This is a genomic window from Amycolatopsis sp. NPDC051372 (assembly GCF_040682095.1).
Lineage (GTDB): Bacteria > Actinomycetota > Actinomycetes > Mycobacteriales > Pseudonocardiaceae > Amycolatopsis.
Genome location: NZ_JBFBAF010000014.1, coordinates 158,288 through 172,393, shown reverse-complemented (window position 1 = coordinate 172,393; position 14,106 = coordinate 158,288). Strand labels below are relative to the sequence as shown.

16 protein-coding genes are annotated in these 14,106 nt (G+C 68.1%); 12 read left to right on the top strand and 4 right to left on the bottom strand.

The features are described 5' to 3' along the window. Positions 1 to 60: 60 nt before the first annotated feature. The 6 genes from AB0M56_RS22425 (at position 61) to AB0M56_RS22400 (ending at position 4,778) form a co-directional block, all read left to right on the top strand. Positions 61 to 609, top strand: coding sequence for a carboxymuconolactone decarboxylase family protein (locus tag AB0M56_RS22425; protein ID WP_364179183.1), 549 nt, complete (start codon positions 61 to 63; stop codon positions 607 to 609). 80 nt (positions 610 to 689) lie between these two features. Continuing rightward, the gene (locus tag AB0M56_RS22420; protein WP_364179181.1) at positions 690 to 1,514 is read left to right on the top strand and encodes an isocitrate lyase/phosphoenolpyruvate mutase family protein; all 825 of its coding nucleotides are present in this window, start codon (positions 690 to 692) and stop codon (positions 1,512 to 1,514) included. A gap of 59 nt (positions 1,515 to 1,573) precedes the next feature. Further along, a complete protein-coding gene (locus AB0M56_RS22415) occupies positions 1,574 to 2,221 on the top strand; it encodes a nitroreductase family protein (protein WP_285974235.1) in 648 nt (215 codons plus the stop codon). A gap of 245 nt (positions 2,222 to 2,466) precedes the next feature. Then, positions 2,467 to 3,063, top strand: a complete 597-nt coding sequence (locus AB0M56_RS22410) for an alpha/beta fold hydrolase (protein ID WP_364179179.1) — start codon at positions 2,467 to 2,469, stop codon at positions 3,061 to 3,063. Next, a complete protein-coding gene (pcaC, locus tag AB0M56_RS22405) occupies positions 3,060 to 3,635 on the top strand; it encodes a 4-carboxymuconolactone decarboxylase (protein WP_364179289.1) in 576 nt (191 codons plus the stop codon). The genes AB0M56_RS22410 and pcaC overlap by 4 nt, the downstream gene beginning before the upstream one ends. Positions 3,636 to 3,860: 225 nt before the next feature. Further along, complete coding sequence (locus tag AB0M56_RS22400) at positions 3,861 to 4,778, top strand: NADP-dependent oxidoreductase (protein ID WP_364179177.1); 918 nt, start codon at positions 3,861 to 3,863, stop codon at positions 4,776 to 4,778. Between the two features lie 316 nt (positions 4,779 to 5,094). Here the strand turns inward: AB0M56_RS22400 and AB0M56_RS22395 are convergent, their stop codons facing one another. After that, complete coding sequence (locus tag AB0M56_RS22395; RefSeq protein ID WP_364179175.1) at positions 5,095 to 5,535, bottom strand: GNAT family N-acetyltransferase; 441 nt, start codon at positions 5,533 to 5,535, stop codon at positions 5,095 to 5,097. Positions 5,536 to 5,776: 241 nt separating this feature from the next. On the opposite strand from AB0M56_RS22395, the gene AB0M56_RS22390 reads away from it, so the two are divergent. Then, positions 5,777 to 6,010 carry a hypothetical protein gene (locus tag AB0M56_RS22390; protein ID WP_364179173.1) on the top strand — a complete coding sequence of 78 codons (234 nt, stop codon included), beginning with the start codon at positions 5,777 to 5,779 and terminating at the stop codon, positions 6,008 to 6,010. Positions 6,011 to 6,068: 58 nt separating this feature from the next. On the opposite strand, the gene AB0M56_RS22385 is transcribed toward AB0M56_RS22390, so the two are convergent. After that, on the bottom strand, positions 6,069 to 6,815 hold the full coding sequence (locus AB0M56_RS22385) for a TetR family transcriptional regulator C-terminal domain-containing protein (RefSeq protein ID WP_364179171.1): 747 nt from the start codon (positions 6,813 to 6,815) through the stop codon (positions 6,069 to 6,071). A 23-nt stretch (positions 6,816 to 6,838) separates the two neighbouring features. Further along, positions 6,839 to 7,468, bottom strand: a complete 630-nt coding sequence (locus tag AB0M56_RS22380; RefSeq protein WP_364179169.1) for a TetR family transcriptional regulator C-terminal domain-containing protein — start codon at positions 7,466 to 7,468, stop codon at positions 6,839 to 6,841. Positions 7,469 to 8,224: 756 nt separating this feature from the next. On the opposite strand from AB0M56_RS22380, the gene AB0M56_RS22375 reads away from it, so the two are divergent. Both AB0M56_RS22375 and AB0M56_RS22370 read left to right on the top strand, forming a co-directional pair. Next, positions 8,225 to 8,854, top strand: a complete 630-nt coding sequence (locus tag AB0M56_RS22375; protein ID WP_364179167.1) for a hypothetical protein — start codon at positions 8,225 to 8,227, stop codon at positions 8,852 to 8,854. A gap of 162 nt (positions 8,855 to 9,016) precedes the next feature. Beyond that, positions 9,017 to 9,643: a TetR/AcrR family transcriptional regulator gene (locus AB0M56_RS22370; protein WP_364179165.1), complete on the top strand. Its 627-nt coding sequence runs from the start codon at positions 9,017 to 9,019 to the stop codon at positions 9,641 to 9,643. A gap of 84 nt (positions 9,644 to 9,727) precedes the next feature. Here AB0M56_RS22370 and AB0M56_RS22365 read toward each other — a convergent pair whose 3' ends face one another. Then, positions 9,728 to 11,128 carry a PLP-dependent aminotransferase family protein gene (locus AB0M56_RS22365; RefSeq protein WP_364179163.1) on the bottom strand — a complete coding sequence of 467 codons (1,401 nt, stop codon included), beginning with the start codon at positions 11,126 to 11,128 and terminating at the stop codon, positions 9,728 to 9,730. A gap of 278 nt (positions 11,129 to 11,406) precedes the next feature. On the opposite strand from AB0M56_RS22365, the gene AB0M56_RS22360 reads away from it, so the two are divergent. The 3 genes from AB0M56_RS22360 (at position 11,407) to AB0M56_RS22350 (ending at position 13,981) form a co-directional block, all read left to right on the top strand. Then, the gene (locus AB0M56_RS22360; protein ID WP_364179161.1) at positions 11,407 to 11,553 is read left to right on the top strand and encodes a hypothetical protein; all 147 of its coding nucleotides are present in this window, start codon (positions 11,407 to 11,409) and stop codon (positions 11,551 to 11,553) included. Then, positions 11,531 to 12,478 (top strand): NADP-dependent oxidoreductase, encoded by a 948-nt coding sequence (locus tag AB0M56_RS22355; protein WP_364179159.1) that lies wholly within the window; start codon positions 11,531 to 11,533, stop codon positions 12,476 to 12,478. Before AB0M56_RS22360 ends, AB0M56_RS22355 begins: the two co-directional genes overlap by 23 nt. 369 nt (positions 12,479 to 12,847) lie before the next feature. Beyond that, complete coding sequence (locus AB0M56_RS22350) at positions 12,848 to 13,981, top strand: beta-propeller fold lactonase family protein (protein ID WP_364179157.1); 1,134 nt, start codon at positions 12,848 to 12,850, stop codon at positions 13,979 to 13,981. Positions 13,982 to 14,106: the final 125 nt, after the last annotated feature.

Below are 14,106 nucleotides of genomic sequence, written 5' to 3'. Positions count from 1 at the left end.
GTAAGAGCCGACTTGAGCGCGACGCTGACCACTCACACACCTACCGGAGGTTGATTCGCTGTGTCACGACTGAACGCGCCCGCTCCAGAAGACGTCCCCGCCGGCTCGCGGCGGATACTCGAGGGGGTTGGTGCGCAGCTCGGCTTCGTCCCGGACATGTTCAAGGTCATCGCGTCGAACCCGACTGTCCTCGAAGTCGTCACGACCCTGCAAGGCACCTTGAGCCGGGTCCTGGACGCGAGGACCCGGCACAGCATCGCGCTGACCGTGTCGGAAGCCAACGGCTGCGATTACTGCCTGGCAATGCACACCTACGTGTCGTCCGAGTTCGGCGGTATGTCGAGTGACGACATCGCTCTGGGCCGCGCCGGGAGTTCGGTCGACCCCAAGCGCGCCGCGGCCGCCAACTTCGCTCGGCGGGTGGTCGACAGCCGCGGACAGGTCAGTGACGAGGACCTCGCGGGTGTGCGAGACGCCGGGTACACCGACGCACAGATCTTGGCGATTGTCACCGTCGCGGTGCAAGCGCTGCTCACGAACTTCATCAACAACGTCAACCAGACCGACATCGACATCCCCGCGGTCGACGCCGCCGGCACACCCGGCTGATCACCGCAGCCGCGGTCAAGGCGGCGCACACAGCCCGGTAACCCTCTCACGGCCCCATGATCATCCACGAAAGGTGCGATATGCCGGGCTCCGAGCTCTATGAGAAATTCATGGCGCTGCACACCCGCGACGGTGGCCTCGTCATGCCCAACGCCTGGGACGGCCTCTCGGCACTGATGCTGGCCGATGCCGGTTTCGAGGCGATCGCGACGTCGTCGGCAGCGCTCGCGGCCATGCTCGGCCGGCCCGATGGCCGCCACGAAGTCACCCGCAGCGAGCACCTCGAGCATGCGGGGCTCCTCGCCCGGCTCACCGGACTGCCCGTGAATGGCGACTTCGAGGACGGTTACGGCGACACGCCCGAAGACGTCGCGGCGACCGTCGAGGCCGCCGTCGAGTTCGGCCTGGCCGGTATCGGCGTCGAGGACACCTCGGGTGATCCCGACCAGCCGATCCGCGACTTCGACGAGGCGGTCCTTCGCGTGCGCGGCGCCGTCGACGCGGCCAGGGGACGCATCGTCGTGACCGGGCGCACCGACAACTTCATCCAGGGGCGACCCGATCTCGACGACACGATCCGGCGCCTCACGGCATTCGCCGAGGTCGGCGCGGATGTGGTCTACGCACCGTTCCCGCCCGACCTCGACGCACTCGAGGCGATCGTCACCGCGGTCGCGCCCACGCCGGTCAACGTCCTCGTGTCCCCTTCGGACAAGGTGCTGACGGTCGCCCAGCTGCAGAAGGCCGGCGTCAAGCGCATCAGTTTGGGGCCGTTCCTCTACGCCAACGCGATGGCGGCACTCGAACAGGCCACCAAGGCCCTCGTCGCCGGGGACCTCGCGGCCGCCACCACGGGTCTGGGCTTCGACCGGATCGGCGAACTGATCGCCCGCGGCAAGAACTAGCCAGGACTCCCCGAACCACCGCTGTTCACCTATCGGTTGCCACAAGAAAGCAGATGAACATGGATCTCGAAAAGCTCATGAGTCAGCACCTCACCCGGGCTTTCGACGGCAGCAAGACCATCCCGGACGAAACCCTTCACCAATTGCTGCGGTTCCTGCGGTCCGCGCCGACCTCGACGAACATCCAGCCGAACCACTTCTACGTCCTCGCCTCGGCCGAAGCCAAGAAGCAGCTCGCGGACAACTTGGGCGAACGATTCCAGGACAACGGCTCGAAGATCCTGAACGCGTCGCACACCATTATTCTCACGACGCGGGCGGATGTGCCCGACAGCCACCTCGATGACGTGTTCGCCAAGGAGACCGCCGACGGCCGGTTTCCCGACCCGGAAAAGAACGCGATGTGGCAGTACATGACGCGGGACTTCCTGAACCTGCGCAACTACGCCTACAAGGATCTGAACCACTGGATGGAAAAGCAGACCTACATGGTGCTCGGGATGACCATGATGGCGGCCGTCGAGCTCGGCGTCGACGCCACACCGCTCGAAGGGTTCGACCCGACCAGCGTCGACAAGGCGTTCAAGATCCGCGAAACCGGTCACACCACCACCGTGCTGCTGGCTCTCGGCTACCCCGACCGGGCCAAGGCGTACAAGGGCCCGATTTCGCGCTTCGAGGCAGACCGGCTGTTCACCTTCATCTGAGCCTCCCCGTCATCGCGGCTACCGCAGTGCACAGAACTCGGCGAGGAATCGCCGACGGGGCGTCGACGAGATCCGGAACCGCGCCAACGCGGGTCTCGGTCTCGTCGACGCCGGGCCTGGCACCAGTGGCCGGTGTCTGGACGACCGCCGGTCGGCACAGGGGCGGGTCCAGCAACGGTCCTCGATGACCTGGACGCGTCCGACCCGTCACCGATCGTGATGACAACCAGCACGAAAGACATCCCATGACCGTCCTGCATCATCGCGCCGACGGTGCGGGCGGCGCGCACCCTTTGATACTCGGACCGTCACTCGGTACCACGCTGTCCTCGTGGGAGCCGCAGACATCGGCCCTGGCTCGTGGCCGTCAGGTGATCCGGTACGACCTACCGGGGCACGGCGGCTCTCCGGCTGAGCTACTGCCCGTCGAGGCCACCGTCGGCGACATCGCCGGCCTGGTTCTCGCGCTCGCGGACCACCTCGGCATCGCCCGCTTCGCCTATGCGGGGACCTCGTTGGGCGGACCATCGGCACGTGGCTCGCCGTCCACCATCCCGACCGCGTCGCCTCGCTCATGCTCGTCTCCACGTCGGCTCACTTCGGCGAGCCTGACCGCTGGCACGAACGCGCGCGCCTCGTCCGAACCGAGGGCATCGCTCCCGTCGCGGATACCGTCGCCGACCGGTGGTTCACCCCGGCCTTCGTGGCCGATCCCGCCGCCCAGGCGCTGGTCGCCGGCCTGCGGGCCACCGACGCCACGGCCTACGCCGCGAGCTGCGAAGCACTGGCTTCGTTCGACCTCCGTGCCGAGCTGTCCCGGATCACCGCACCCACGCTGGTGATCGCCGGTCGTGAGGACCGGGTGACACCGGTCGACCACGCCCGCCTCCTGGCAGATCGAATTCCGGGAGCGAGCCTCACCGAGGTCGCGCACGCGGCGCACCTCGTCACGGTCGAACGTCCCGCTTCCGTGCTGGCCGCGCTGCGCTGCCATCTCGACGGCTTCGGCGAGACAGGTGACACGACAAGCCCCGGTGACGACGGCTCCCGCTATGCCGCCGGCCTCGCCGTACGCAGGACCGTCCTGGGCGACGCCCACGTGGATCGGGCGATCGCCACGACCACCGAGTTCACCTCCGTGTTCCAGGACTTCATCACCCGCTACGCCTGGGGCGAGATCTGGACTCGTCCCGGCCTCTCCCGGGCGACCCGCCGGTGCATGACCCTCACCGCGATGATCGCCAACGGCCACCAGGAGGAATTCGCCATGCACATCCGGGCCGCGCTGCGGGACGGAATCACTCCCGCGGAAATCCAGGAAGTCCTGCTGCAATCGGCCATCTACTGCGGGGTACCCGCGGCCAACACCGCATTCACCATCGCCAACAGAATAATGGCGGAGAACGGCGACTGACTGGATCAGTGTGCTGGCACGAGATCGTTCGGCGCCGACATTCGACTCGACCTGCGTCAAACTGTCCTGAATATTTTTCACAGTATGGTCGTGCGGTAAGTGGTGCCCGAGTGCGCCGATGCTCTTTGTTGATCAGCGTCGTAAGACGTCAAGATTTCACGCCGCCAATACCGCTGAACTGAAAGTACTGTTCAGGCGAAGAGCGGATGCAGAGAGAGGTGCCCGATGAAGGCGATCGTGGTGACGGACGAGGCCGCGGGAACGGCCGGGATGAAGCTCGTGGAACGGTCCGAGCCGGCCGCGGCGGGGAACGATGTCCTCGTCGAGGTTCACGCGTCGGGGTTCACCCCGGGTGAGCTGTCGTGGCCCTCGACCTGGACGGATCGCCTGGACCGGGATCGGACGCCGTCGATTCCCGGGCACGAGGTGGCCGGCGTGGTCGCGAGCCTGGGCTACGGCACCGCGGGATTGTCGGTCGGTCAACGGGTGTTCGGGCTGACCGACTGGACTCGCGACGGCACGCTGGCGGAGTACGCGGTCGTCGAGGCGCGCAACCTCGCGCCGCTGCCCGGTGATGTGGACTTCACCGTGGGTGCGAGCCTCCCGATCTCGGGTTTGACCGCGTGGCAGGGGTTGTTCGTGCACGGCCGGCTGGAGGCCGGGCAGAGCGTCCTCGTCCACGGCGCGGCCGGGGGAGTCGGGTCGATGGTGACGCAGCTCGCGCGTGAGGCGGGTGCTTACATCGTGGGCACCGGGCGCAAGGCCGACGGTGAGGCGGCGCGGGATTTCGGTGCGAACGAGTTCGTCGACCTGGAGAACGACGCCCTGGAAGAGGTCGGGGGTGTGGATCTGGTGTTCGATGTGTTCGGTGGTGACATCGGGTCGCGGTCCGCGGGTCTGGTTCGGGCCGGAGGGATGCTGGTGACGATCGCCGGCCCGCCGGAGACCCGGCCCGCCGACGGCTTGGCGATCGACTTCGTCGTCGAGGCCGATCGCGCTCAGCTGGGTGAAATCGTGCAGCGGGTGCGAGACGGCCGGGTGCGCACGAACATCGGCACCGTGGCGAGCCTCGATGACGCCGTGGCCGCCTTCAACCCGACCCAGCGGAAAAAGGGCAAGACGATCATCCGCGTTCGCCCGTGACGACTCGAAGACCAAGACTGGTTCGACGCTACGGCCTTGTCGACCCGTGGCAAGTTTTCGATTCGGCCCGCGGAGGTTCGTGATCCACGGCGACAGAGCACGTAGGGGAGACCTGGTCTTCCGGCCGCAGCAGCGACACGCTGTCCACCGGAGCGGAGGCGTGTCGCGGCGGGGCAGCGCTGCCAGGCCCGCCGGCGGTTGCGGATGACGTCGGCGGGCCCCTCATCTGATACTGCCGTGAGCGTTGGGGCACTGGCCGGATGAATCCCGAAGCGCCTGAAGGACGCCTCGGGGACGTCGAAAACGGTGCCGGTGCTCAATCGAGCTGGTGGACATAGCTGATGAAACCCTGAAAGTCGGCGACCTTGTCGTAGAGCAGCCGCGCACGGTCGTTGTCTTGCTTGGTGTGCCAGTAAAGCCGGGCTGCGCCGCGGTCCCGGGCCACCTGGGCGACGTGCTCGATCAGCAAGCGCCCTGCGCCGTGGCCGCGCGCGGCCTTGTCCACGAACAGGTCCTGCAGGTAGCACGAACCTGACGACCACGGGTTGGCGTGGAACAGGTAATGGGCGATGCCGACCACCTGCCCGTCGTCGAGCCGGGCGGCGCAGCCGAACACTTCCTCGGCCCGCAGAAGCCGGTGCCAGGTCCGCTCGTAATCCTGATCCGACACCTCGGTCCGGTAGAACTCCTTGTAACCGCGCGCCAATTCTTCCCAGCGGTCGCGGTCTTCCGCCCGCAGCGGACTGATCTCGATCATTTCGCCATTATGGGCAGGGAGTGTCCAAGGTGGAAGGCCGGTCAGAGATGCGCACGTGGATGTCGAGGTCCGTGTACTCGTCCCCCTCCCTGCCTGACAGTGTCTCGGCGTCGGTGGTTCTCACTCGTAAGAATCACCGGAGAGCGGGTGCTAACGGTCCAGGATTGCAATGGACAAGCCGGCGCCAGGCACCCAGGGTTCGTGGCGGTCACCCACGAAATGACAAGTCTCGAGGCAAGGCATGAGCAACTGCGACGCACTGGACGAGTTCCTCCGGACCGATCCGCGGGACGTCGGTTGCGACCTCGCTCTCGACGCGCTCCACACCTATGCGGAGATGGCGGCGGCCGGCGACAACCCCGAAGAGCATTACCCGGGGTTGGCGACACATTTGCAGTCGTGCTGCGCCTGCTCGGGAGATCACGAGGCCCTGTTGCGCGCGCTGCGCGAATTCGGCGGCGACGACCCGCGCTGACCAGCGTCCCATCCGGTCCTTCGGTGCCGGCGCCTGTGCCCTCCTGTGAGAGGTCAGGTCAGCTGCGGACTTCGCTCGATGACCGGGGCATGAGAGGCCTGCCCAGTCCAGAACGATACCGAGAGGAATGCGTCCTCAGGTGATCGAGCGACACGTCGAGAACCGTGGCCAGCTGGTCGGGGTCACGCGTGGTCCGGGCGAGCAGGAATCCGCCCTGCAGTGCACCCATGATGGCGGTGGCGATCGTGTCCGGGTCGGCGCCGGAGTCGAGCTCACCGTTTTCCTGGATGCGCCGGAACGCCGCCGCGAGAAGGCTTTCCCACGCCGCGAACCCATTGACCAGCGCGCGGTGACCACGGTCGTACCGTCCGGCGAGCTCGCCGATGAGCGACCCGATCGGGCAGCCGCCGGCGCCGCCGCTGACGCGGTTGTCCTCGACGAGCTTGTCCCGCCAGGCTTGGAGGTCGGAGAGCGAGCGCACTCCCTCAAGCAGGGGCTTCTGAGCGGCCAGCACGCCCGCCACCTGGGCTTGGACGACCGCCTCGAAAAGCGCGTCTTCGTTCTCGAACACCTGCTGGAGTCGTGTCTCGGGGACACCGCTGGCCGCCGTGACGTCGGCGAAGGTGATTTCCCCGAGCTGGCGCTCGCGCAGCAGGTTGATCGCCGCTGTCACAACCAGCCGGTGCGGCTCCGGGGCATCCTCGGCGTGCATCCCGGTCTGGTCACCCGACATGCCTCGAACACTAGCGGACGTGCGGTCCGGAGTACACCTCGGCCCGGAAGAGTTCTGGACGGTCAGGTCCACTGTTCGATTCCGGTGCGGGGCGGCTACGCGGCCAGGAAGGTACGAACGTGATCGATCGCCATGTCGAGCGTCAGCTTCATGGGCTCGGCGGAGTGGGCTGTCTGCGCGAGCAGGTAACCACCCTGCAACGCGGCGACCAGAAAGGTCGCGAGCTTTTCGGGATCCGCGTCCCGCCGGAGGATGCCGGAGGCGCGCATCCGCGTCAGCCCCTCGGCCAGCAGCTCCTCCCAGATCTCGAAGTACTTCGCGAGCATCGAGCGGGCTTCTTGGTCCCGATCGGCCAGTTCGGCGGCCAGCGAGCCGATCGCGCAGCCGTAGGCTCCGTCGCGGAGGGAGGCACGCTGGACGAGCGCGTCGCGCCAGCGTTCGAGGCCGCGGATCGAGTTCAACCGCCTGAGCTGGTCCTCCTGGCGGGCGATGAGCTGCGCGCCCTGGGCTGCCACGACCTCGCGCACGAGGGCCTTCTTGTCGGGGAAGTGGTGGTAGAGCTGCGACTTGCTCGTGCTGCTGGCTGCCCGGACGTCGTCGAGCGTGGTCGCGGCCACCCCTTTGACCTGGATCAAGTCGACCGCCGCCTGCACGATGCGGGACCGGGTCGCCGCGCCGCGGGCGGTCAGCCGGGTTGTCTGCGTCGTGCCCTGCGGTTCGTCCACGGCCGTCAGGTTACCGCACGGTGTGACCGGCGACCTACGACCAGCTGGACCGCACGGTCCGCATGGAGGCAGTAACCGGCCCCGTCGAGAGCAGGCTGGGTGCGCTCGGCCGAGGCCTCGTCGCGCGTCGTGTGCGGGACGTAGCCGGCGATCGACTCCACGATGGAAGGCGGCGTACCCGCGCGAGCAACGGTATCCTCCCTGGTAGCCGCATTGGCGCCGTGCGTTCGGTCGACGGGAAGGCGCGGCGAACCCGGGGCGGATCGTTCGTGGCGGCGGGGCCGGCACGCTGTCCCGTCCGGCGTTCGTCGAGGCCGAGCCCCGAGATCTGCCGCAGCCGCTGAGCCGAGCTTACCGATTCCTTTCGGGTTTCAGTCCGCCGCGAATCGCGCCACGGGATGGCGATCGCGCCACGGCGGTCGAGGCGAGGCAGCGGGTCGGGAACGCGGCTCTCACGGGAGCGTGAGGTCGCGCTGTGACGCGCCACGCGGTGGTGGTACATGCTTTGCTTGGACCTCAGGGTCCAGTATACGGTGGCATCATGCTGGACCTTGAGGTGGCGCCGATTCGACGCCGTGCCCGAATGTCTGCGAATAATGATGCTTTTCACTGGGAAACTTCAGCAAATGAGGTCGCTGCGACTGGGGGCAATGGCCGGACGTCGAACGTTGTCGAAGAGCGAGATAAGGGACCTATCAGTCCAGTTTATGAGGTCCGGGCAAGTGTGATCGTTCTGTTGCGCCGGGGGGTCGGGTCATGACCGGTGATTCCGCCGGAGAGGGGGCGAGCTTCGAGTCCGTGGCCGATGGCGCTGCAAGGCAACGGGTATTGGCCGCGGTGGTGGACCTGTTGTGCCGGCGCGGGCTGCGAGCCGCGGAACTCACCGTGGTGGCCGACATGGCGGGCGTGAGCGCATCGTGGCTGCGTGGGTACTTCGCGGACGTCGAGGCGCTCGTCGCGGAGGTGGTGCGGATCCAGGTTCGCGACGTCTTCGAGGGTCCCGGCCGCCGGCTGATGGCGGCGGTCAGCCCCGACGACCTCTACCGGTGGCGTGACGATGTCGTGGCCCGTTATCGCGCCACGTGGATCTCGGCCGGATACCCGCTGGGCATCGTCGTCCACGAGTTGACTGGGCGCGACGGCCGGGCCGGCCAGGCCCTGGCGACGAGCCTCGGGCCGTGGCAGTCCGCGCTAGAAGGCGCCTTCCTGCGGCTGCGCGATCGCGGCGAGCTCGCGATCGGGTCGAGGCCGGCCGAATTGGCGACCGCGGTCATGGGTGCGCTCGTCGGTGCGATGGGCCGGTACCGGAAGGCGGGCACATCGGGCGACGTGCTGGAGCCATTCGACATCATGCTCCGCCACGTCCTCGCCGCGCGAGGCCGATGATCGGCCCGGAGTGCGTTTGTGCCCGTCCTGAGGGTGTTCCTTCGTGGCGAACGGCCGGGCCGGCGTTCTGGCCCAGTTGGTCCTCGCTGACCTCGGCGGATGACCGACCCCCGATGGCTGTCGCGTCCGTCGTCGCAGGTGCGCGTGCGGTAACCTGTCACCGTGGCAGAACCGGAGCGCACGGTGAGGGCTACCCGGCTGACGGCGCGGGGTGAGGCGACGCGCGCCCGAATCCTGCAAGCGGCGGTCGATTTGATGTCTGTGAAGGGCGTGGCCGCGACGACGCTGGACGATGTGCGCGCGGCCAGCGGCACGAGCAAGTCGCAACTTTATCACCACTTCGATGACAAGGACGCCTTGGTCCAGGAAGTCATCGGCCGCCGGGCGCAGGTCCTGCTCGGTTGGCACGAGGAGCAGCTGAGGCGGCTGAACTCCATGCGGGGTCTCGAGCGGTGGCGAGACGCGGTCGTCCAGCACAACGCCCTGCGCAACGGTGCGTACGGTTGCCCCCTCGGCTCGATGGCGAGTGAGCTGTCCGACCGGAACGAACGAGCACGTTCAGAGCTCGCCGCGCACTTCGAGCGGTGGGAAGGCCTGATCGCGGAGGGTTTGGAGCGGATGCGAGTCGCCGGCAAGCTGCGGCCCGACGCCGACGCTCAGCGGCTCGCGATCGGGCTGATCGGGGCCCTTCAAGGCGGGTACCTGCTCGCGCAGACCAAACAGGACGTCGCGCCCATGAAGGTCGCGCTGGACATGGCGATCGACTGCATCAGGGCGTTCGAGGCCTGACTTCGGCTCCGATCGTCCGGGCCCACGGACGGGACTCGGTGGACCAGTTCTCATCCGGCGAAGCGGTCTGGTCGGCGTGCTTCCTCAGCAGACTGCTCCGCGATGTCCCCTGATGGTGGTGGCGAGCAGGGCCATGGCCTCGTCGATGGCGTGTGATGCGATGTTGCCGTAGCCGATCACCACACCGTCAGGGTTCGGGTCAGGGTTGAGCTGGTAGCGGGTGATGGAGTCGAAAACGATCCCGTGGGCTCGTGCGCGCGCGGTCAAGTGATCGGGGTGGGTGTCGTCGAGTCGCGTGGCGAGGGTCTGGACCCCGGCGGCCGTCCCGACGAGCCGCAGGGGCACGCGATGGCGGGTGATGGCCAGTTCGAGTGCTCGCCGGGCTGTTCGGTAGCGGGTCCGGGCGGCGCGGATGTGCCGGTCGTAATCGCCGGCTTCGACGAGATGGGCCAGAGCGAGCTGATCGAGAGTCGGGCTGCCGTGATCGGCGAGGAACTTGTTCGGCAGTAGCTCGGCGTGCAGCTCGGCCGGGCTGACCAGCCAGCCCAACCGGACCGCCGGGGCGAGTGTCTTGCTGGTGGATCCAACGTAGACGACACGGTCGGGCGCACGGCCTTGCAGACAGCCGACGGCACGTCGATCGAAACGGAACTCGCCGTCGTAGTCGTCCTCGACGACGATGGCGCCGCATCTCCCGGCCCAGGCCAGCACCGCCTCCCGGCGGGTGGGCGCCATGATCGCACCGGTGGGGAACTGATGGGCCGGCGTGGTCAGCACCGCGTCGACGCCCCGCTCGGGTAGTTGATCCACGAGGATGCCGTCGGCATCGACCGGGACGGGCAGGACGGTCAGGCCGGCCTGGCGCAGGATGGGCGCCCGGTGTGGCAAGCCGGGGTCCTCGAGCGCGACGGTCATGGCACCTCGGGTACGCAGCGTTTGTGCGAGCAAGTGGAGACCTTGAGTAAAGCCCGCGCAGATCAACAGCCGCTGGGGGTCGGCGTCCACGCCGCGGACCCGGCCGAGGTAAGCGGCCAGCACTCGGCGCAGCCGGGGATGTCCCGCGGGGTCGGGGTAGCCCAGATCGGAATCCGCCGCGGCGGCCAGCGCGGCCGTCCACGCACGCCGCCAGAGGCGGCGAGGGAACGCCGACAGCGTCGGAATGCCAGGACGCATGTCCCATCGAGGTACGCCCTCTCCCGACCGGAGAGCGTCCGGCACCTCGGTCGCCGGCGGGAGGGACAGCTCGGAGACGCAGGTACCGGAGCCCGGCCGACTGACCAGATAGCCCTCGGCGGTGAGCTGCGTGTAGACCTCGACCACAAGGCGCCGGGAGATTCCCAGGTCTTCGGCCAATACGCGGCTGGCGGGCAACCGCTCGCCGGCCGCTAGCCGGCCACTCCGCACCGCCTCGCGCAGGGCGCTTTCGAGCTGAACCCGGCGTGGTTGTCCGGGCGTCGGCGGTTCGATCGGCAGTAAGAGTTCCATCCCGGAATTGGTACCCATTTCTTTCGAGGATTTGGACTCTATCACGGGTCCAAAGGGTGACTAGTGTGGTTGTGTGGGAGGAATTACGGCGCGCGGATACCCCGGCGCTGGAGATCCGTGAGCCCGAACACCCGGATGCCGATCAGGTTGCAGCTCTGTTGGCGCGTATGTGATCCGACACTGCCGACCTGGCTGGAGCCGCCGCGACTCGGTGGCGAAAAGCACCCGATATCGGGGCACGTTCGTTGCCGGTTCATCCCGTACCTGAGGCTGTCTTGATGCAGGTCGATCGCGGCCAACCGATTGCGCCGCCCGCGTGCACCTTTGCCGGCGCGGATGAAGTCGGCCCCATCGCCGAGCGGTCAAAAAATACCAAATCGATCAAAGTGAAAGGGAGAATTGATGCGTGCCGCTGGAGTGCGTGAGATCGGTGGCCGAGTCGAGGTGCTCGACCTCCCCGAGCCTGCTGGTCCCGGTCCCGGGGAAGTGTTGGTCGAGGTTGCGGCGGCCGGCGTCGGCAACTGGGACGGCATTGTCCGAGACGGGGCCTGGAACGTCGGGTTGACACCGCCGATGGCCCTCGGCGTGGAAGTCGCCGGCACGGTGGTCGCGGTCGGTTCGAAGGTCGCGAACCTTCGGCCGGGCGACGAAGTTCTCGGCCATCCGGTTCCGCTGCGTCACCAGGGTTGCTGGGCCGAGCGCTTGGTCGTGGACGCCGATCTGCTCGTGCCGAAGCCTCTCGGCGTGCCGTGGGACACGGCGGCGGCGTTCCCGGTGCCTGCGCTCACTGCGGAGCAGGTGCTCTCCGAAGCGCTCAAAGTCGCCGAGAACGAGACGCTGCTCGTCCACGGTGCCGGTACGACAACCGGCGGGTTGGCTGTGCAGCTCGCCGCACTGCGTGGGGTCCGGGTGATCGCCACTTCCGGACCGTCGAGCACCGCTCGAGTGGTCCGGGCCGGGGCGACCGAGGTCGTCGACTACCACGACAGCAGCTGGCCGGATCGCGTCTGTGAACTGACCGGCGGCGTCGGCGTCGACGCCGCCGTCAACGCTGTTTCCGGAGGCAGCGCCGACGCCGTCCTGGCTTTGCGAGCGGGCGGTCGGATGGCGACGATCACCGGCGACCCGCCGGCGGCCGAGCGTGGCATCAGCGTTGCTGACGTCTACGTGCGCCCGGATTCGGCCCAGCTCGAGGAGCTTTGTCTGCTCCTGGGTGATGGCAGGCTGACCTTGTCGGTGGGTGCCACACTGCCACTGGCCGAGGCGGCGACGGCCCTCCAGCGCGCTGTTTCCGGCGCCAACGGTGGTCCGGTCGTCCTTCGAGTCGCACCGGAGCCTGCCGGAAACTGAGCCCGTTCTCTCCCGTTGCCTCGCTACCGGCGCCGGCGCGCACCACAGCGCGCCGGCGCCGGCCCGTTTGTCGAGCGAGATCGCACGTATTTGCCCGTTCGTACCCCGGGAAAGTCCGTCGAGGGATGATCGCGGCGCTGTCGGTAAGACGGCGCGGTCGAGCGACACCTAGTCACCCGTACGAGGAACCGATGGTCGCGTCCTGTCGCTCGACGGGTCGCGTGGCGCGCCGTTCGGTCCAGGTGTGCCGGCCTGCTTCGGTGCTCGTTACTCGCGCACTTTCGCGGTGCCCGGCCGCGACTGAACTGCGCCGCTGACTCGCCGTCTCACAACGAACGGCGAGACCACAGAAAAGGAACCGACAAAAGAATGGCAAGACACATCATCACCCGCGCCGCGCTCGGGGCTGCCGCTGTTCTGGCGACCATCACGATCGCGGCTCCGGAGGCCTCGGCGTCCGGGGTACAGGACCACAGTGGTGCGGTGTTCGTGCAGACCGACAGCCCGAAGGGCAACGCTGTCGTCGCCTACCGCCGGTCCACCGACGGGACGCTGACGCAAACGGCTGTGTACCAGACCGGTGGCCTCGGCGGTGTGCTGGACGGGTCGGTCGTCGACCACCAGGCTTCACAGGGCTCGCTCGCCTACGACGTACGCCATCAAGTGCTGATCGCGACGAACGCCGGCAGCAACACCGTGACCGTGTTCGCCGTCCGTGGCAGCCGGCTGGTCCGCATCCAGACTCTCGCCTCCGGCGGCCGATTCCCCGTGAGTGTCGCCGTCCACGGTGACCGGGTCTACGTCCTCAACGCTCTGGACGGCGGGTCGCTCCAGGGCTACTGGAACCTCGGCGGTCACCTGATCCCGCTGCCGGGCCAGCACCGGGCGCTGGGGCTCGACCCCAACGCCGAACCTCAGTTCACGCACACCCCCGCCCAGGTCGAGTTCACGCCCGACGGATCGCACCTCGTCGTGGCGACCAAGGCCGTCGGCGACAGCCTGATGGTCTACTCGGTCAACACTCTGCTCGGACTGTCCGCCCAGCCGACGGTCACGTCGACCGGCGCCGGCTCGGTTCCCTTCGGCTTCGCCTTCGACCGCGGCGGCCGGGTCCTGCTCACGGAAGCGGGCCCGAACGCGGTCGCCTCGGTCCACCTCGACAAGGCCGGACGCGCGACCGTCGCCCAGACCGTGGCCACCGGCCAGGCGGCGACCTGCTGGATCACGGTCGCGGGCGACTACGCCTACGCCGCCAACGCCGGCAGCGGGACCATCACGACCTACTCCGTGGGCCACGGCCGGCTCGAGCTGATCGGCCACACGCCTGCTTCGGCCGGCACGATCGACCTCACCGCGTCCGGTGACGGCAAGTTCCTCTACGCCCAGGCCGGAAAGGACGGCGAAGTCGACGCCTTCCGCATCGGGCGCGACGGCAGCCTCACGGCAGTCGGCACGATCGCGGTGCCGGACGCCGTCGGCGGTGAGGGGATCGTCGCCTCCTGACGGACCGGCGGGCGGGTGCCGGCACCGGCGCCCACCCGCCGTGGTCGCCGAGGCGCAACGAATTCGGGAACCGTGGGTCCGTGACCGGTTCCGGACGCCCGGCGGGGCTGGCTCGCGCTCAGCGC

Coding starts and splice junctions, on each gene's coding strand:
- AB0M56_RS22420 (WP_364179181.1), top strand. CDS start 690: ATGCCGGGCTCCGAGCTCTATGAGAAATTCATGGCGCTGCACACCCGC.
- AB0M56_RS22415 (WP_285974235.1), top strand. CDS start 1,574: ATGGATCTCGAAAAGCTCATGAGTCAGCACCTCACCCGGGCTTTCGAC.
- AB0M56_RS22410 (WP_364179179.1), top strand. CDS start 2,467: ATGACCGTCCTGCATCATCGCGCCGACGGTGCGGGCGGCGCGCACCCT.
- AB0M56_RS22400 (WP_364179177.1), top strand. CDS start 3,861: ATGAAGGCGATCGTGGTGACGGACGAGGCCGCGGGAACGGCCGGGATG.
- AB0M56_RS22395 (WP_364179175.1), bottom strand. CDS start 5,535: ATGATCGAGATCAGTCCGCTGCGGGCGGAAGACCGCGACCGCTGGGAA.
- AB0M56_RS22390 (WP_364179173.1), top strand. CDS start 5,777: ATGAGCAACTGCGACGCACTGGACGAGTTCCTCCGGACCGATCCGCGG.
- AB0M56_RS22375 (WP_364179167.1), top strand. CDS start 8,225: ATGACCGGTGATTCCGCCGGAGAGGGGGCGAGCTTCGAGTCCGTGGCC.
- AB0M56_RS22365 (WP_364179163.1), bottom strand. CDS start 11,128: ATGGAACTCTTACTGCCGATCGAACCGCCGACGCCCGGACAACCACGC.
- AB0M56_RS22360 (WP_364179161.1), top strand. CDS start 11,407: ATGCAGGTCGATCGCGGCCAACCGATTGCGCCGCCCGCGTGCACCTTT.
- AB0M56_RS22355 (WP_364179159.1), top strand. CDS start 11,531: ATGCGTGCCGCTGGAGTGCGTGAGATCGGTGGCCGAGTCGAGGTGCTC.
- AB0M56_RS22350 (WP_364179157.1), top strand. CDS start 12,848: ATGGCAAGACACATCATCACCCGCGCCGCGCTCGGGGCTGCCGCTGTT.